This is a genomic window from Bartonella sp. A05, assembly GCF_026930145.1.
In the GTDB taxonomy this organism is placed as follows: Bacteria; Pseudomonadota; Alphaproteobacteria; order Rhizobiales; family Rhizobiaceae; genus Bartonella.
Map to the genome: position 1 here is coordinate 145,302 of NZ_JANHOJ010000003.1, position 19,684 is coordinate 164,985.

A 19,684-nucleotide genomic window follows, 5' to 3' on the forward strand; every position below is an offset into this window, starting at 1 on the left:
ACCTCAACTGCATTAATTCTTTGAGTTAAACCGTATTCATAACAAATTAAAGAAAGAAAAAGTTAATGAATGGCTCATTGGTACTCCTACATCTTGCAGGAGCTATTTCTTTACTTCTTTGGTCCACACGCATGATACGCACAGGAGTTGAACGTGCCTATGGCAATAAGCTCAAATCCAAATTCCGCCATATCATATCTAATCCACCTTTTGCAGCAGGATTTGGGCTTTTTATGGCAGTAATTTTACAAAGCTCTACAGCGGTTACACTCCTTGTTAGTTCTTTCGTTAATTCTGGTTTTGTTTCTGGCTTAACAGGACTTATGGCCGTGCGCGGAGGAGAATTAGGATCAGCATTGATTGTTAAGATTCTTTCTTATGACCTCACTTCTGTTGTGCCCTTATGTCTTTTGATCGGCACTTTTACTTTTATGACAACTGAAAAACATGATTTGCGCCAAATAGGACGTATTATCTTCGGTATTGGACTTTTAATTCTGTCTCTACAAATGACAAGCGCAGCAACAGAACCATTACGCAATAGCGTAATTCTGCCCGATATCATTCACTATCTTTCAACAGACTCCATTTCTGCTTTTCTGTTAGCAGCAGCTTTAACCTACCTTTTGCATTCATCTATCGCTGGAATTATTCTGCTCATCAATTTTGCTAACTATGATCTTATTCATGCTCAATTATGTGTCGTGATGGTACTTGGCGTCAACTTTGGTTCTTCTTTTATAGCGCCACTTTTAACGCGTCACGCCCCATCCGGCACCCGCATTATTCCATTGGGAAATTTACTCATGCGTGGTGCTGGTTCAATCTTTATTCTTATTCTCTTCCTCTTCTTCCAACCTTCTATTACATGGCTTGGCAAAGATGCCTCCGCTCAAGTCATTAATGCCCACATCATTTTTAATATCCTCATTTTTCTTGCTGGCATACCATTGTCAAAATGGGTTTTAAAACTAACCACTAAAATTGTTCATATGAGTGCAAAAAAACCTCAAGCCGATAAGACTTTTGATTTAATTGATCAAACAGCTCTTGATGATAGCGTTCTCGATCGCCCAACTTTGGCACTTTCTAACGTCATGCGTGAAGTTATCCATATTTGTGATCTCGTCGATATAATGTTAGAAAAAATTATGGAGCTTTATGAAAAACCTGATCGCAACATCATAAATGATCTCAACCAACTGAATGTTATATTGGATAAAAAACATACAGCCATAAAGCTGTATCTCGCACAGCTAGCTGGACAAAAATTATCTGATGAAGAAGCTCTCCAAACACAAGAACTTTTAAGTGCATGTATCAAACTAGATCAAGCAGGAGATATCATTATTCATAATATGCTTATGCTGGTTAAAAAGAAACAAAAAAAAGACCTACAATTCACACCGGATGGCTGGAATGATTTGCTCCATTTCCACGCCATTGTTTTAGCCAATGCACATATTGCATTTAATGTTCTCATTTCACGCGATACACACACTGCGCATTTACTCGTGCAGAAAAAAGACCAACTCCGAGATTTAGAAAAAGAAATGAGCTTAAAGCACTTCAAATATTTACGTAAGGGTGATGTCAAAAATATGGAATCGTCTAGTCTTCATCTGGATACTATGCGCGATCTTAAACAAATCAATTCTCTTCTAACCTCTATGGTTTACCCTATTTTAGAGGCACAAGGATTGCTAAAAAGTTCTCGCCTACGTAACCCCTCTCAATAACAAACAGCTAAGCCTTAACATTCAGCGCACACTAACTGGAAAATAAACCATCTCAACTTAGGTAAAAGAATACACAATAAAAAATAAAAGATTAGCTGAAGTGCAGCACTTATATGAGCACTAAAAAACACATGATACTTTATCAATAATTGAAAGAACATTTTTAAACATTGTCTTAGATATTATTGATTTCACATTGGAGGCAAATTTTTCTTGTTTTTTAAGAATTTGTATTTCACGTTTTATTGGAACCCGCATACTCTTATATGGATCCTCTCAAATAAATACACGTTTCACGCTTCCCACAGCGCTTCAAATGCTTTTTCCTTTTTGTCAAAAAATACTACGAACTTCAAAACATTTCACCATTGCGTATAAAATCACATATATCTGCGATTACTTCAATCCGATTTTGAACTCAGCACATAGCTTACGTTTTCAAGAATTAATAAAATAAAAACTGTAATAATTTCCTAACATCAGACTTACTCTACACAGTCCACAAGTAAACATTGACCTTTATAAGGCATACCCTAAATAAACTATCAGTTTAAATGAGGTAGAGGAGTACATGCAATGGAAGATGCAAATATCGGCTGGATTGCAGCTATTATTATCGGCGGTCTTGCAGGTTGGGCAGCACAATATTTTATGAAAAGCCAAACAGGAATATTTTTAAACATTATCTTAGGAATTATTGGTTCCGCATTGGCAAGTTTCCTTTTTGGGCTTTTAGGTGTCAATTTTGCGGGGTGGATTGGTTACCTCATCGCAGGTTTTATTGGAGCCTGCATCCTCATATGGACAGGTCGGAAAATCCGACCATAAAACACTTAATTATTCTTTAAAGGCGCCTTTTGGTGCCTTTTTAAAACTGCCGACGTAATACTTACCTTATAGCTTGAAAAGCCAACTGTTTCTAAATATATAAAGTCTGCCTGCTTATAAATTTTTTGCATCAACTATTACCATGACGCTCAGCGCACAATCAGTAAACTCCCATAAATTTCTACAGCCTGATATCCTCTAAGTTGAATAGCACATTAACGCAGCAAATGATTTTTACACTCTACTTGTGTATACTGTTCTGAAAAATTTTTAGCGCTATCTTGATATTCTTAATCCTCACAACTCGCTCAAAAATATTTTCATCCGTAATCTAGAACAAAACCAACAATCAAGAATGTAATAAAGAAAGCACAACATCGATGATAAAGCATTAACACAGCTAAGAAAAAATATTTTAGCAATAACAAACCTAAGCATTATCAAAAGTTCTTTCCGCACAGCAGATAACTACAGTTGATCGACACAATAATGACATCCTGTATTCACTAATTATTTTCTATAATTTTTGCCCAATCAGCATTTCTCATACATAGAAAACAGACAACGATGCTACACCCATAATCAACCAATGCATATTCCGACAAAAGCACCGTTATCCAGAAAACTCAACGCTTATGCTGAGAACTTAAATAAAAAGACATTTTTAATATTCGCATTTAATATTCGTAAAAAGTGAAAAATACTTCCCACCTAAAAACTTGCCACTTGTATCTTTCTACATTACAATAGAAAAAACATCTTAGTCATTTGTACGATCTCATTAAGTACAGCGCGGGATGTGTGTTTTTGTGTGAAGTGAGGTCATGTCTGAGACTATAGATTCCATCTTACCACCGGTGAAGTGGTTATCTGATCGAAGTCCTCCAGTACCTGCTAATATCTATGACTGGTTGATGGAGTCAGGCTCTATGACACGTCGTTTAGAACAATATTGCGTTTGTGTGAGTGTTGAACCACAACGTGAATGCTTTGTTATGCGTGATGAGCTGAAAGAAGAAGCTGAACACCTCCCTGATAGTCCACGTTATTGGCTGCGTGAGGTTATTCTGATGGGAGATAATCAGCGTTGGTTACTTGGGCGCACAGTCATTCCGCAAGAGACTTTATCCGATCATAACCAAGCATTAACAAATTTAGGATCAATACCACTGGGACGCTATTTATTCAGCAATAGCAAATTGACTCGCGATTACATTCACATTGGCCGGCAAGATACATTGTGGGCACGACGCTCCCGTCTACGACTGGCAGGCAAACCATTGCTGCTAACTGAACTGTTTTTAGCAGCTTCACCGCTATACACAGAAAATTTTGCATAAATAAAGGATGTTAATATTCTTAGAAGACTCAAATGCTGTATTCATTCATATGTGAAAATATTAGTCCATCTGCAAAGCATTTCTATAGACCAACTCATATCGAATTACTCTTTATACTGCACCATTTGTCAAATTAGCAGTTTCCATATAATAAAAATATCTTCAAATACTTTGGCAGAATAATAGAGCTGATCTCAGTTTTGCACGGAAACGATTGTGCATCTTAGAAAAATCTATCTGCCCTGCATAATGTTCTTTTAACCATGCCACCATTTTGCCCATATCGCACAACCCTTCAGCTTTTGTTCACGAATGACTGATACTTCTACTTACCTTTTTTCTGCCAATTCCAAACGACCAGATTTTTCATAAATACGCGCTGATTCTTCACGCTGTTTAATTATTTTGACTAAAATAGACTGTATCTGGCAATCATCCACTTCTCGTTTTCCGTCACCCTTATGAAGAATATCGCGATCTTTAACTGCAGCATTAATAAGACAAAGTGTAGCAAAAGACATCCTATCCTGCCCCTTCACAGCAACTTTAAATACCATATCAATCTGATCACGCAACATACACTTACTCAATTGTGTTCAAGGGAAAGTACAAATTTGAACCCCTCATTAAACATCTTGCAATGTATAATGGACAATTATAGTCTTAGAAAAAACAAAACAGACCTTTACCTAATTATGGAATATACTTATACTTCCTGATTTAAGCGAAACATTGTAATAATAATAGTAGCGTAAGCAGAACATTGTCTCATAATAGTAGCATTTATTATGGTTGTAGCTTTCGTATAATGTTGATTATTATGCCTTTTAGATACGAAATATGAGTGCACACTATGATACAAAGCACCTCGTCTCCCAATCCTTGGAGCACAAATGAACCTACAGCTCTTCTAATATTAGCTAATGGAATGATCATTGAAGGAAAAGGGGCAGGAGCTACAGGTGTCGCTGAAGCGGAGATATGCTTTAACACTGCTACTACAGGCTATGAAGAAATCTTAACAGATCCATCATATGCTAAACAAATCATTAATTTTACCTTTCCTCATATCGGCAATGTAGGTACAAATAGCGAAGATATTGAAGATCTTACGCCCCTGAATTGCCACGGTGCAGTCGGTGCTATTTTTAAAGCAGATATCACCCATCCTTCTAACTACCGTGCGAATGAACATTTTAATCAGTGGCTCAAAGCACGTCAAATCATTGCGCTTTGTGGCATTGATACACGAGCATTAACTGTTCTTATCCGTGAAAAAGGTGTACTAAATGCTATCATCGCCCACGATCCAAATAGAAACTTTGATATCAATACTCTGAAAAAGCGGGCACAAAAATGGTCTGGTCTCACTAATCTTGATCTTACAAAAGATGTAACATCACAACAAATGATAAATTGGAATGAAAAACCATGGATATGGGATAAAGGTTATAGCACAAATGAAGCACATAATTTTCACATTGTTGCAATTGACTATGGCATTAAGCGCAATATTCTCCGTCTTATGGCGGCACAAGGTGCGCGCATAACGATTGTACCAGCACATACAAGCGCAGAAGAAATTTTGGCCATAAATCCTGATGGTGTTTTTCTTTCCAATGGTCCAGGAGATCCAGCTGCTACAGCTGTATATACCACTCCAATTATTAAAAAATTAATTGATAGTCATATACCGCTTTTTGGCATATGCCTTGGTCACCAGCTTATCGCTCTTGCGGTTGGCGCGAAAACTATCAAAATGCATCAAGGACATCATGGTGCTAACCACCCTGTAAAATGCCTTACCACTGAAAAGGTCGAGATTGTATCAATGAATCACGGCTTTACAGTAGATGCAGCATCTTTACCGCCTCATGTTAAAGAAACACATATCTCTCTCTTTGATGGTTCAAACTGCGGTATTCGAATCATTGGAAAGCCTGTTTTCTCTGTCCAGTATCATCCTGAATCTTCTCCTGGACCACAAGATAGTCACTATCTATTTCAGCATTTCTGTAACATGATTACGGATTATAAGAAAACAGTCTAATCCAAGAGTTTTATCTTTTCAGTTCCTTCTCCCTCTAAAAAAACTGTATTTTTGCGCACTCAAATACACTGTCTTTAGATTTCTGGAAAACAAAAATAGCTTCTCCTCCTTACAAATCCAACAAGCTTTTTTTGCTTTTAAGTTATTTTGGCAAAGTATTCCCACTATGCAATACTTCAAAAGACTAGCGTACTCGTAAAGCAAAGACGATTGTCGTTGCAACAAGTACGCAAAAGCTTCCCATAAAAGGCGCACCAGAAAAATGGAATACAGCATTTTCATGTGTAAATTGTTCAAAAAGGAGTGTATAAAACATAGGTCCAATTATTGAACTCAGTGAATTAACAGATGTCATCGCCCCCTGCAATTCTCCCTGTACATTTGCTGGCACTTGTGCTGAAGCAATAGAATGCATCGGTGCATGAACAAGATATTCGAGCATTGTACACGCAAAAATGGCATAAACCATCCACCCTTGCGTTGCGAACATGTAGCCAAGCATAGCAACCAATGCAAAAAGGAGGCCCAACATCACAATTTGCCAATTACTCCAAGACTTAGAAAGATACGGCAAAATGAGAGCGGCCACGATAATCTGCCCCAGACCAAAGACAGCATAAGACACTCCTATAGAAAATGTGCTCCAATTATAACGTTCTTTAGCAACAAATGCCCAAATGCTTGGCCATACTGAATCTCCAAGACAATAAAGAAAAAAAGCCAATAGCACCCAAGAAACTGTTGGATATTGTCTAAGTTGTAAAAGTGCACCTAAAGGATTTGCACGCTTAATATCAAAACGACGCCTATTATGTATAGAAAGAGTTTCCGGAAGCATGACCCATGCAAAAACAAAATTAATGAATGAAAAACCGGCAGCAAAATAGAATGGAACACGCGGCCCAAAATGACCTAAAATACCGCCGATAAAGGAGCCTAAAATAAATCCAAGCCCAAACGCCAGCCCTATCAAACCAAAATTACGTGTGCGGGTTTTATCATCTGATATATCAGCTAAGTAAGCAGAACATGTCGAGAAACTAGCACCACTTACCCCAGATAAAAGACGTCCGATAAATAACATAGAATAACTCCATGCTATAGCGCATATAAGGTTATCAATAGCAAAGCTGATGATAGAGATAAGCAGGATAGGACGACGGCCATAACGGTCAGAAAGATTGCCTATAAAGGGAGAAAATAAAAATTGCATCACTGAATAGGCTATCAGTAACTTTCCTCCATCCACAGAAGCCTTACTAATGTCTTGCCCCGTCAACTGATTAAAATATTCAGGCAAAATAGGACTGATAATTGCAATACCAATAATATCCAATAATAAAATAATAAAAACTAAAATAAGCCCACGACGAACAGATCTCAGGTCAAGCTTTTGATCTCTCACAGCTATCCCCTGCATCCTCTACATTCCTCCCGCTTCTCAGAGTGTTTACATAGCATGATTGATTTCATAAAGAACTAAAATAATATCATAAAATTCTATTTTGAAACATAATAAAAACACATTTTAATTACTTTTTTACGTTTTACGAATAAATTGTAGACAAATGACTAAAAATCATACAGATTTGCACACATTGGTGTAAAATGTCCTCAAATTAACTGCGTAACATGTTACTTCACGATTACAATTCTAAAAAGATTCTCTTTGCTTGAGTTCAACAAGCTTAAACTCTCCGATAGCAATGCGCTCGCAATCCCATTCATATAAAAACAGCATGAACAATTATACGAGATATATCTGAAGTTTATGGCCTCAAAACATCTGTTAACGCACCACCAACGAGCGTAAAAGATCATCCTAAGACACCAAAGCATTGGAAGTTCAAAACGAATCCAACCTTTATACATAGTAAGCAACCAATTAAAAGACCTTAACACCCGTTGGCACAGCAATGATCATCGTCGCCTTCCCCCAGAAAAGGTATTCATAACTTGACCACCACCCATTGTGAAAAAATGAGTACAATTTTAGAAACAAGAATAGGAATAGGAATGATCAAAATATAAACAAAACCAATTTCCTAACCACCACTCTAGCCCGCTATCTGGTTTAAATACTTCACTAAAATTGAGCTTACGATCATAAAAGCCAAGCTAAATCAACCCTCAAGATTGTAAACTCTACAAATGGAACAAACACTGGACAAAAAAATAAATAGAAATACGCTTTTTATAATGTGTATTATTTTGGCACAAAATTGTATTCTTAGTCTTCTCTAACCACCATCACTGCAATAAATTGACCGCATTCATCATTTAAGCTTAATGGAAATAGTGCTAAAAATACTATGTTTACTATTTCCAATAAAACTATTATATCTAATAAAGTTTCATTTTTCGTAAAGTAACTACTTATATTCTATAAATCGCAGCAATCTTCAACATTCAGACTTTATCAACATTCTTTTCAAGGCTTTATTGTTTTCTTTATTACAAGTCATCTCTTCACGTTTAACATTAAGCTATTCAGCACAAAAAAGATTATTAAGCTTCAATTCTATGAAAAACGCATAAAAAGGCATTTTATAGCTTACTTTCTTCATCTATTAACCTATAAAGCACATTTAACCTTAAAATTTTAATATTCTGCCTGTCGCAATTGCACGCAGGTGTTTGTTATAAGGAAAAAAACATGCCGAAACGCACAGATATAAAATCTATTCTTATCATTGGAGCAGGACCTATTATCATTGGTCAGGCATGTGAATTTGACTATTCCGGCACACAGGCCTGTAAAGCTTTAAAAGAAGAAGGTTACCGCATTATTCTGGTTAATTCTAATCCTGCAACCATTATGACCGATCCGGATTTAGCTGACGCAACTTATATCGAGCCTATTACCCCAGAAGTCGTTGCTAAAATTATCGCCCATGAACAACCCGATGCTCTTTTGCCAACCATGGGAGGACAAACAGCACTCAATACTGCTTTATCATTAAAACGTATGGGAATTTTAGATCGCTATAATGTTGAAATGATCGGGGCTAATGCTGATGCTATTGATAAAGCTGAAGATCGGGCATTGTTTCGCAAAGCGATGGCAAAAATCGGTCTGGAAACACCGCACTCCATGTTAGCTAATGCCACTGAACTCAAAGAAGAAGATCGCCGACAACACGCACAAACACGCAATCGACTTCAATCTGAACTTTCTGGTGATGCACTCGACCAAGCATTAGAAAAACTGGAAAATGAGTGGCGTCAAACAGAAGCGGATCGTAAACAACATTATATAGCACATGCTACCGCTAAAGCGGTTCAAGCGCTTGATACTATTGGTCTTCCAGCGATTATCCGCCCTTCATTTACGCTTGGGGGAACAGGAGGCGGCATTGCTTACAATCGTACCGAATTTTATGAAATCATTGAACGTGGTCTTGAAGCTTCACCCACAACGGAAGTTCTGATTGAAGAAAGTGTCTTGGGATGGAAAGAATATGAAATGGAAGTTGTCCGCGATAAAAAAGACAACTGTATTATCGTCTGTTCCATTGAAAATATCGATCCTATGGGAGTTCATACCGGTGATTCTATCACTGTTGCCCCTGCTCTGACCTTAACCGATAAAGAATATCAAATTATGCGCAACGCTTCAATTGCTGTGCTACGTGAAATTGGTGTTGAAACCGGTGGATCTAATGTACAGTTTGCTGTTAATCCTGAAAATGGCCGCTTAATTGTTATTGAAATGAACCCTCGTGTTTCCCGTTCTTCAGCGCTTGCGTCAAAAGCAACAGGTTTTCCAATTGCTAAAATAGCGGCTAAACTAGCAGTCGGCTACACGCTCGACGAACTCAAAAATGACATTACAGGCGGTGCAACACCAGCATCGTTTGAACCTTCTATTGACTATATTGTGACTAAGATCCCTCGTTTTGCCTTTGAAAAATTTCCCGGTTCCACGCCTGTTTTAACCACTGCGATGAAATCTGTGGGAGAGGTTATGGCGATTGGTCGAACTTTTCAGGAATCTTTGCAAAAAGCGCTCCGGGGCCTTGAAATAGGTCTAACCGGTCTGGATGAAATTGTACTTCCTGAACATGCTGAATGTGATGAGAAAAATTCTATACGTTCAGCCATTGCAATACCAAGCCCTGATCGTCTGCGCTACATAGCCCAAGCAATGCGTATGGGTTTACCCTTAAGTGAAATTCATCAAATTAGCAAAATTGATCCCTGGTTTTTGGAACAAATAGCATCCATCATTGAAATGGAACAACGTATTCGCGTTCATGGTCTTCCTCAAGATGCAAGCAATTTACGCATGTTAAAGGCTATGGGTTTTTCAGATGCACGTTTAGCCAACCTTACCGGGCAAAAGCCAGATGATATTGTCGCTTTGCGTAAATCGCTTAATGTCAAACATATTTACAAACGTATTGACACTTGTGCAGCTGAATTTTCTTCACCTACAGCTTATATGTATTCAACCTATGAAACACCTTTTGCAAACTTAGAACACTCAGAATCTCAAGTGTCGACACGTAAAAAAATTGCTATTTTAGGCGGTGGCCCTAATCGAATCGGTCAAGGCATTGAATTTGACTATTGTTGCTGTCATGCTGCTTTTGCCTTGCGTGATGCAGGCTTTGAAGCCATCATGATTAATTGTAACCCTGAAACTGTTTCAACCGACTATGATACATCCGATCGCCTTTATTTTGAACCCTTAACAATAGAAGATGTTTTAGCAGTCTTAGAAACAGAACAAGAAAAAGGCGAATTGATTGGAGTCATCGTCCAATTTGGTGGACAAACACCGCTAAAATTAGCAAGTGCACTAGAAAAAAACAACATTCCCATTTTAGGCACTTCACCTAGCGCTATCGATCTCGCAGAAGATAGAAATCGCTTTCAGAAATTATTATTCAAGCTTAATTTAACACAACCTAAAAATGGTATTGCCCATTCGATTGAACAGGCACGTCTCATCGCTCATGAACTGGGATTTCCATTAGTCGTCCGTCCCTCTTATGTTTTAGGTGGACGTGCTATGCAAATTATCCGTGATGAGCGTAGCTTGCAGAACTATCTGCTCGAAATCGCCCCCGAGTTAGTACCTGAAGATATCAAAGCTCATTACCCCAACGATAAAACAGCTCAGATCAATACATTGCTCGGTAAAAATCCGCTTTTATTTGATACCTATCTGACAAAAGCTATCGAAGTTGATGTCGACTGTCTGTCTGACGGAAAAGACACACTCGTAGTCGGTATTATGGAACATATTGAAGAAGCGGGAATTCATTCCGGTGATTCGGCTTGTTCTCTACCAGTACACACACTTTCGCATGAGTTAATCGTTGAATTAGAGCGTCAGACTAAAGCTTTAGCACAGGCACTACATGTTTGTGGCTTTATGAATGTACAATATGCTATCAAAAATGGCACTATTTATGTCTTAGAAGTTAACCCACGTGCTTCGCGTACTGTTCCATTCGTTGCAAAAACGATTGGCAGACCAATTGCCAAAATTGCTGCACGTATTATGACTGGAGAAAATCTACATAGTGCATTTCAAGCTTATGGTGGATTACCATCTACACCGCAAAAACCGCATATTGCTGTCAAAGAAGCAGTCTTTCCTTTTGCTCGGTTTCCAGGTGTTGATACGCTACTTGGTCCCGAAATGCGCTCAACCGGTGAGGTAATGGGGCTTGATTACGAGTTTGCACGTGCTTTCGCCAAAGCACAACTTGGAGCCGGTGTCGAGCTTCCTCAGGAAGGGACTTTGTTTGTTTCTGTTAGAGACGAAGATAAAAAACGCGCATTAAAGCCTGTCAAACGCCTAACTGAACTTGGTTTTTCTGTTTTAGCAACAAGTGGAACACAAAAATTCCTCACTGAGCATGGCATTAAAGCCGAAAAAATCAATAAAGTGCTTGAAGGTCATCCTCATATTGAAGATGCCATTTGCAATCGGCAAATTCAATTGATTTTTAATACAACAAACACTGCCAGTACCATTTCAGACTCCAAATCATTGCGCCACGCAGCACTGATGTACAAAGTACCCTATTATACAACAATAGCAGGATCCGAAGCCGCAGCAAAAGCTATTGAAGCACTTAAAACAAGTCAATTTGAAGTGTGCCCATTACAAAGCTACTTTGCCTAAGATTTTTTCACACTACAAAGCGTGGTATTACTCATTATATTTGACCAATTTTTCTCTCCATAAAACAACAATAGTAACTTGCTTTTTATCAAAAAGTTCTTTATAATGATTTTCGTCGAATTTTTGGTTATGCGACTTTCTTTCCTGTGCACTATGCGCTTTCGACGGGACTTCTCCTGCCTAATTTCGATCTATAATGGTGTTGCAGATTTTTCTGCAATAGAGAATTATTACATATATTAAGGAGTTTCCTATGTCTACAGGAACAGTTAAGTGGTTTAACGCAACAAAAGGTTTCGGTTTCATCCAGCCCAATGACGGCAGTGCTGATGTATTCGTACATATTTCTGCTGTTGAGCGTTCAGGTTTGAGCAGTCTTAGCGAAGGGCAAAAAGTTTCTTATGATGTTCTTCAAGATCGTCGGTCAGGAAAATATGCTGCTGAAAACCTTGCTGCTCTTTAAACATTAAAATCTGCGTATTCTACTTTAAAAACCTCGCCTTTTCTGGCGAGTTTTTTGATTCTTTATAAAAGCCATTAGTTTATTTATAAAATTCTGAATGTTTACTTTGGACCATTGTTAAATCAACCTGCTCCGCTGTTAAATCAACCTGCTTTTCCGCCTTGTTTTATCCGCCGACACAATTTAACAACGATCATTGCCCTATTTAACTTCAATAAGCCTATTTCTTTTTTAGCATCCTATTATAATCATTTAAAAAGTTTATCATAATCGGATCGTTTGCAAAGTTTTTGCCATCCTTTAAATGATGAAAGTTTTAAATTAAACATCATACTGTTCATGCAAAAAAAGATGCATTTCTTATTCATGTTTCTTAAATGCCTCTTTCCACAACTTCAAAAAATAAAGTCTTAAAACATGCGTCTAAAGCAAAATTTTCTGAGAATTTCCTTGCAGTTTTTTACTGCGTACAACATAATCTCCCCATGGAGTATCTTTGATTAAAACCGTTTATTTATATCATATAGGGAGTTGATATTATGGCTTTTATTGCTGACAAGCTTTCTCTTATTAAACCTTCAGCAACAATTGCTGTCTCTCAAAAAGCGCGTAACTTGAAAGCTTTAGGTCGCGATGTCATTTCCCTCGGAGCTGGAGAACCAGACTTTGATACACCAGACAACATCAAAAATGCCGCGATTGATGCTATTCAACGTGGAGAAACAAAATACACACCCATATCTGGTATTCCAGAATTGCGTCAAGCAATTTCTGCAAAATTTAAACGAGACAATAATCTTAATTATAAACCAGAACAAATTATTGTTGGCACCGGTGGAAAACAAATTCTCTTTAATGCATTAATGGCGACTTTGAATAAAGGGGATGAAGTCATTATTCCATCCCCGTATTGGGTAAGTTATCCCGAAATGGTTACTATCAACGATGGTACACCTGTTTTTGTAAAAACAAAAGCTGAGTTCTCTTATAAACTCCAACCGCAAGAGCTAGAAGCCGTCATCACTCCCAAAACAAAATGGTTTATTTTTAACTCTCCTTCAAATCCATCAGGTGCTGCTTATTCATATAATGAATTAAAAAAGCTAACGGATGTTTTACTGAAATATCCTCATATTTATATCCTCACAGATGATATGTATGAACATCTAACGTATGGAGATTTTACATTTGTTACTCCAGCTCAAGTTGAGCCAAAACTTTACGATCGTACATTGACAATGAATGGTGTTTCTAAGGCTTATGCCATGACAGGCTGGAGAATTGGATATGCAGGTGGTCCACAAGAACTCATTAAAGCTATGGACACCATTCAAGGGCAACAGACATCTGGTACAAGTTCTATTTCACAATGGGCAGCCGTCGAAGCACTTAATGGTCCGCAAGATTTCATTGTTCAAAATAAAGCTATTTTCCAAGCGCGTCGTGATCTTGTTGTTTCCATGCTCAATCAAATCCCCGGTATTAACTGTTTAACACCTGAAGGTGCATTCTACGTCTTCACTTCCTGTGCAAACTTCATTGGAAAAAAAACACATGAAGGTAAAATTATCGCCAATGATGAAGATTTTGTAATAGCTCTCCTAGAAACAAAATCTGTTGCAGTGGTTCATGGTTCTGCTTTTGGACTAGGACCAGCGTTCCGTATTTCCTATGCAACATCGGAAAAACTACTCGAAGAAGCTTGCTTACGTATCCAGCATTTTTGCAACAGTTTACTCTAAAATCCTAAACTGCTCATCCATTATGATAACTCTATTCTACAGTGCTAATATTCTTAATAGCATTTTCGATAATTGCAGTATGGCATAAATAAATTTTTGACGTAAAAATCGCTGTAAGCAAAATTGCACGAAGACACGCACCATATACCTCCTGTTAGAAAATCTCTCTTAAGCCCCCTTATAAATGGGTAAATACATGAACAATCTTTCCAGATAATATTCGCATAAATACATCTCTATTTATTTCTATGTTAGAGTGTGTACCCTTTGCTGTTTTATCCATATTATAAAAAGATATACTCTTATGCTTTTATTACAGTAACACTCAATGAACACACAAACCAAAGCCTGATAATAAGAGCGTAAATCTATAGTGTTCTTATAAAATCTATACCCTTATTGAGAAACTAACATTGAAAACACTGTTACATGCCTACAGAGCTTACAATTATCAATTATATTTGTGATTTTTCAAAACATCTAATGCTCATAGGACTAATATTGACTATCATTTAATCTTTATTACTCCATAGTGCTCGTTATTCTTCTAACTTTTCGTAAAACCTTGAAACAAAGAAATATGTGTTTTCCACGAAAGGAAAGCTTGGGAAATTATCTCTTTTCGTCGTATTCTAACTTTTATATATCATTTAAAAAGATAAAAAAAACCGGACGAGCGCCCGGTTGAGTTAGAAGATCTTTAGAAAATCTCTAGGAATTAAATCAATCTGTTAGACCTTCGGAAGGGAACACTCAAGAAAACGTAACGAAAGGAACATAATCAAGAGGAGATTTTTATGCCATTTTATAAAAGGAAACACAATAAAAATTTAAGATTGTCTCCTATGCAATAGGCACATAGCTTATTTGAATTTTTATATTTTTACGCTTTCAACAACTTAAAAACCTCACTTCATTAAAATGACCATTTGCGGGCTTTTAGGAAAATATAATCTCGAAAAGCATTCAGCTTTGCAGAATTCTTTAAAGTATCAGAATAACAAAAAAAGGTATCAAAGGAAGGAATATCTGTCATATCAGGGAAAAGACGCACAAGTTGCTCATCATTATTCACGATATAATCAGGAAGCACAGCAATACCAAGATCATTCATAAGCGCTTGCTTAATTGAAATAATATTATTAATTTGTAATACTGAAACACGCAGAGAACCGCCACTTCTCCCAGCTTTTTCCAACCAATTCAAACCAGATAAATAAGATGAAACAGGTTCACCAAATGAAATAATGCGATGATCATCCAGATCAGACAATTTCTCTGGCTTGCCATAATGAGCAATATAATTTTCTGAAGCGTACACATGCATATGAACTGTAAACAATTTTCTTTGGATGAGATCGGGTTGTTGTGGCTGATGTAAGCGAACAGCGCAATCTGCATGCCGCATTGTCAAATCAATCTCTTCATCATCAAGCAACAGTTGAATTTGCATATCAGGATAAAGACTTAGAAATTCAGGCATACGCTCTGCAAGCCATCCCGCTCCCATTCCAAAAGTCGATGTAACACGCAGATGCCCTGTTGGCTTTTCTTTGCTTTCGCTCAATTGAGATCGTGCATTTTCAAGCTTCATCAAAATATCATAAGCCGTACGGTAGAGGATCTCACCTTGTTCTGTTAAAATCAAACCACGTGCATGACGCTGAAACAATGGCACCCCAACATCCTGCTCTAAAGCTGAAACTTGCCGCGAAATTGCTGATTGAGACAAGTGAAGCTTTTGAGCTGCATGCGTAAAAGACCCTGCTTCTGCAGCAGCGTGAAAAACTCTTAATTTGTCCCAATCTAAAGGTGAAACCACAATTTTTCTCTATTTTTTATTTTATTGATAAATAACAATCTTTGTGAATACTTATGTTTGCGAATCAAAAAACCGCTCCACTTCCAACGCTGCCATACATCCCCTTCCAGCTGCAGTCACAGCTTGACGAAACACATCATCCACTACATCTCCTGCAGCAAAAACACCAGAAATACTTGTTGCTGTTGAATCTGGTGCTGTCCATAAATAACCTCCCGGCTTTTGCCTCAATTGCCCTTCAAACAAAGAAACGGCAGGATCATGACCAATAGCGATAAATATTCCATCAACATCCAATTTAACTTCTTGATTTGTTTTAACATTTTTAAGACGCACACCCGTCACAACAGCACCTCGTGGTGGCTGAGCTGGCAAACCAATAATCTCTTCCACAACATGATCCCAAATAACGCGGACATTATCACAGGCTAATAACCTATCTTGCAAAATCTTTTCCGCCCGAAAATGATCTCGCCGGTGCACTACGCTTACACTTTTAGCCAAATGCGACAAATAAAGAGCTTCTTCAACGGCTGTATTGCCACCACCCACAACAATAACATCCTTATTGCGATAAAAGAAACCGTCGCAAGTAGCACAAGCAGAAACACCGCCCCCCATAAAGATCTGTTCGCTTTCTAAACCAAGCCAACGAGCCTGCGCTCCCGTCGCAATAACTAACGCATCACAACAGTATTGCGTTCCAGAATCTCCATATAAGGTGAAAGGGCGCTTCGATAAATCAGCTTTGACAATACTATCATAGACAATTTCCGTACCTACATGTTCAGCTTGCTTTGCCATTTGTTCCATCAACCATGGACCTTGAATTGGATCAGCAAAACCTGGATAATTTTCAACATCAGTCGTAATGGTTAACTGTCCTCCCTGTTGCAATCCAGTAATCAAAACTGGTTTAAGCATTGCCCTCGCGGCATAGATTGCTGCTGTATAACCAGCGGGACCCGAACCAAGAATAAGAACGCGTGTACGCAATTGTGCCATAAGCTCCCTCTTATCTTTCAACCTTTATTTATATCTATTAATTATAATGGAATGCAGCTTTTAAAAAACTTTTTCAACAACTCAGATTATGGTGTATACGCATTTTTTTCAAGGTTGACTAAAAGGTTGATTGCCAATTTATCATAGCATGCTTAGTATGAGAATTAAGCTTTATCCTATAAGCACAAATATATAAAATCTAATGAACACAAAACCATAACAACTGTAAAGAGATAGGAAAAAACCATTTTTCAATTTATTATCAATGTCTGTGCACGTTTTGCATTAATCATGGGTATGGCTATGCTTTTGCCAGCTTTTACGGATTTGCGCGATGGCAATCATAATTGGGCAACTTTTCTCTACTCTTGCGCCATAACAACCATGTTAGCAACACTGATTCTTTTAGCAACTAGAGGTGCTACCTGCCGTTTTTCGGCACGGCTTGGCTTTACACTGACTGTTTGTCTTTGGCTGACCGGAAGTATCGTAGGCGCCCTCCCTCTTTATCTTTCTCCTCTTCCAATCTCCCTAGCGGGAGCGTTTTTTGAATCCATCTCTGGCATTACAACCACAGGCTCCACAGTTATTACTGGTCTTGATAATTTATCACGAAGTATCTTACTATGGCGCTCTATCATATGCTGGATCGGAGGTATCGGCTTTATCGGTTTAGCACTGTTGCTATTGCCTTCTCTCCGTGTTGGAGGAGTACAACTTTTCCATATGGAATCATCAGATAAATCCGAAAAAATATTGCCCCGTATCAATCAAATAGCCAATGGAATTATTATAGCCTATGCTGGATTAACACTTGCTTGCATGCTTTCCTATTTCGCTGCTGGTATGACCTTATTTGATGCTATAAACCATGCAATGAGCACAATAGCAACAGCTGGATTTTCGACCCATGATGCCTCTTTTGGCTATTTTTCTGATAAGCCTGCTATTCTAATTATTGCAACAATCTTTATGCTACTTTCTTCATTACCTTTTATACTTTATGTTAAATTAGTTTTTCCTGGACATTCTAAACGTTACATTGATCCGCAAATTATCGTTTTTCTAAACATTGTTTTCTTTTTCAGCCTTGCCTTAGCGATATGGTTACGGTTTCATGATCATTTAACCTCTCACTGGATTTTTCTTGATGTGATTTTTCACCTCGCGTCTATCATTAGTACTACCGGCTATAATGCTGAAGACTATCAACTTTGGGGGCCTTTTTCGCTTGGTATTTTCTTTATTGTTTCTTTTATAGGTGGGTGTTCTGGTTCTACCTCTGGCGGTATAAAAATCAACCGCTTAATTATTCTTTGGTGCATCGCCAAAACAAGTATGATAAAACTTCTTTCCCCTCATACCATAGTAAAAGTTCGCTATGACCATAACAATGTATCAAGTGATATTGCTAAATCCGTTTTGCTCTTTGTATGTCTTTACATGTTCTGCCTTATGATTGGTACTGCACTTTTACTCACTACCGGACTCGATTTTACTTCTGCCTTTACAGGCGTATTAACAGCGCTTTCAAACGTTGGACCGGGTTTTGGAGATATTATTGGCCCTAATGGAAATTTCTCCACAATTAATGATAATGCCCTATGGATCTTGAGCTTTCTCATGCTGGCTGGACGTCTTGAAATTATAACTATATTCGTGCTTTTTATTCCCACCTTCTGGCACGAACAATTTTAAATAGCATTTACTATGGCTTTCCTGCTGGCATTTTCCGAAGTTCTAAACTATCCTTGAACATAAAGAGCCAACAAATTTGGGGTAATATTGTTCTCAAAGCGAATATAGATATATTCTGTTTTCACTGCAACGAATGCATTCAATAACCATAAATGTCATTCTCAATAAATAGCTTTTAAAGTGGAGAGCTATAACATCCGTTTCTGTCCAAGATACATGCATAATAATCAGATATATTGAATCTGAATAATTTCATAATTATGCGCCCCCCCCGGTGCATTCACTTCAATCACATCGCCTTCTTGCTTACCAATGAGTGCACGTGCAATAGGTGAAGAAATAGAGATTTTACCAGTTTTTACGTCAGCTTCTTGATCGCCCACAATTTGATAGACTTTTTTTTCTTCAGTATCTTCATTCAAAAGCTTGATAGTAGCTCCAAATTTAACTTTATCACCCGAAAGGCGTGAAACATTAATAACTTCTGCCCGCGCAATATAATCCTCAAGTTCGTTTATACGTCCCTCATTATGACTTTGTGCCTCTTTGGCTGCATGATACTCTGCATTTTCGGATAAATCACCATGCGCTCGAGCCTCAGAAATTGCTTCTATAATCCGTGGACGTTCCTGCTGTTGACGCCAACGCAACTCCTCTTTGAGACTTTCAAAACCAGCTGTAGTCATCGGAACTTTTTCCATAATCCGTCCCTTTCTTTCACACGGAGGTCTTATAAAAACCAAAAAACGGCCTCCAAAAACAGTTTTGGAACCCGAAAATTAATCCCCTCAAATTATATAGTATACCAAGTCTCTTTTCCATATAAAAATAAAAAATGATGCAGAGCATCCTCAG

Annotated in this window: 12 protein-coding genes and 2 pseudogenes; 8 read left to right on the forward strand and 6 right to left on the reverse strand. The window is 37.9% G+C overall.

What is annotated here, in order from left to right:
- The first annotated feature begins 65 nt into the window (after positions 1-65).
- The 3 genes from NPX98_RS04275 to ubiC all read left to right on the forward strand — a co-directional run bounded on the left by NPX98_RS04275 (position 66) and on the right by ubiC (position 3,907).
- Complete coding sequence (locus tag NPX98_RS04275; protein ID WP_269022853.1) at positions 66-1,739, forward strand: Na/Pi cotransporter family protein; 1,674 nt, start codon at positions 66-68, stop codon at positions 1,737-1,739.
- A 576-nt stretch (positions 1,740-2,315) separates the two neighbouring features.
- Positions 2,316-2,567, forward strand: a complete 252-nt coding sequence (locus tag NPX98_RS04280; protein ID WP_269022854.1) for a GlsB/YeaQ/YmgE family stress response membrane protein — start codon at positions 2,316-2,318, stop codon at positions 2,565-2,567.
- Between the two features lie 824 nt (positions 2,568-3,391).
- Positions 3,392-3,907, forward strand: coding sequence for a chorismate lyase (gene ubiC, locus NPX98_RS04285; protein WP_269022856.1), 516 nt, complete (start codon positions 3,392-3,394; stop codon positions 3,905-3,907).
- Between the two features lie 162 nt (positions 3,908-4,069).
- Here the strand turns inward: ubiC and NPX98_RS04290 are convergent.
- Positions 4,070-4,485, reverse strand: a pseudogene (locus NPX98_RS04290) (GatB/YqeY domain-containing protein).
- A gap of 275 nt (positions 4,486-4,760) precedes the next feature.
- Here NPX98_RS04290 and carA point away from each other — a divergent pair.
- Positions 4,761-5,957: a glutamine-hydrolyzing carbamoyl-phosphate synthase small subunit gene (gene carA, locus NPX98_RS04295; RefSeq protein WP_269022857.1), complete on the forward strand. Its 1,197-nt coding sequence runs from the start codon at positions 4,761-4,763 to the stop codon at positions 5,955-5,957.
- A gap of 184 nt (positions 5,958-6,141) precedes the next feature.
- Here carA and NPX98_RS04300 read toward each other — a convergent pair whose 3' ends face one another.
- Entirely contained in the window at positions 6,142-7,377 is a 1,236-nt protein-coding gene (locus NPX98_RS04300; RefSeq protein WP_269022858.1) for an MFS transporter, read from the reverse strand.
- A 358-nt stretch (positions 7,378-7,735) separates the two neighbouring features.
- Positions 7,736-7,940 (reverse strand): annotated as a pseudogene (locus NPX98_RS04305) (cbb3-type cytochrome c oxidase subunit I); the annotation flags it as partial.
- A gap of 673 nt (positions 7,941-8,613) precedes the next feature.
- On the opposite strand from NPX98_RS04305, the gene carB reads away from it, so the two are divergent.
- From carB to NPX98_RS04320, 3 genes are all read left to right on the forward strand, one after another.
- Entirely contained in the window at positions 8,614-12,099 is a 3,486-nt protein-coding gene (gene carB / locus NPX98_RS04310; RefSeq protein ID WP_269022860.1) for a carbamoyl-phosphate synthase large subunit, read from the forward strand.
- A gap of 253 nt (positions 12,100-12,352) precedes the next feature.
- A complete protein-coding gene (locus NPX98_RS04315) occupies positions 12,353-12,562 on the forward strand; it encodes a cold-shock protein (RefSeq protein ID WP_269022861.1) in 210 nt (69 codons plus the stop codon).
- A 539-nt stretch (positions 12,563-13,101) separates the two neighbouring features.
- Positions 13,102-14,304 (forward strand): pyridoxal phosphate-dependent aminotransferase, encoded by a 1,203-nt coding sequence (locus NPX98_RS04320; protein WP_269022863.1) that lies wholly within the window; start codon positions 13,102-13,104, stop codon positions 14,302-14,304.
- A 916-nt stretch (positions 14,305-15,220) separates the two neighbouring features.
- Here the strand turns inward: NPX98_RS04320 and NPX98_RS04325 are convergent.
- A complete protein-coding gene (locus tag NPX98_RS04325) occupies positions 15,221-16,126 on the reverse strand; it encodes a LysR family transcriptional regulator (protein WP_269022864.1) in 906 nt (301 codons plus the stop codon).
- A gap of 51 nt (positions 16,127-16,177) precedes the next feature.
- Positions 16,178-17,131 carry a thioredoxin-disulfide reductase gene (gene trxB, locus NPX98_RS04330; RefSeq protein ID WP_269022865.1) on the reverse strand — a complete coding sequence of 318 codons (954 nt, stop codon included), beginning with the start codon at positions 17,129-17,131 and terminating at the stop codon, positions 16,178-16,180.
- Between the two features lie 303 nt (positions 17,132-17,434).
- Here trxB and NPX98_RS04335 point away from each other — a divergent pair, with 303 nt between their 5' ends.
- The gene (locus NPX98_RS04335) at positions 17,435-18,829 is read left to right on the forward strand and encodes a TrkH family potassium uptake protein (protein ID WP_269022973.1); all 1,395 of its coding nucleotides are present in this window, start codon (positions 17,435-17,437) and stop codon (positions 18,827-18,829) included.
- Positions 18,830-19,056: 227 nt separating this feature from the next.
- Here NPX98_RS04335 and greA read toward each other — a convergent pair whose 3' ends face one another.
- Entirely contained in the window at positions 19,057-19,530 is a 474-nt protein-coding gene (gene greA, locus NPX98_RS04340; RefSeq protein WP_269022866.1) for a transcription elongation factor GreA, read from the reverse strand.
- Between the last annotated feature and the right edge of the window lie 154 nt (positions 19,531-19,684).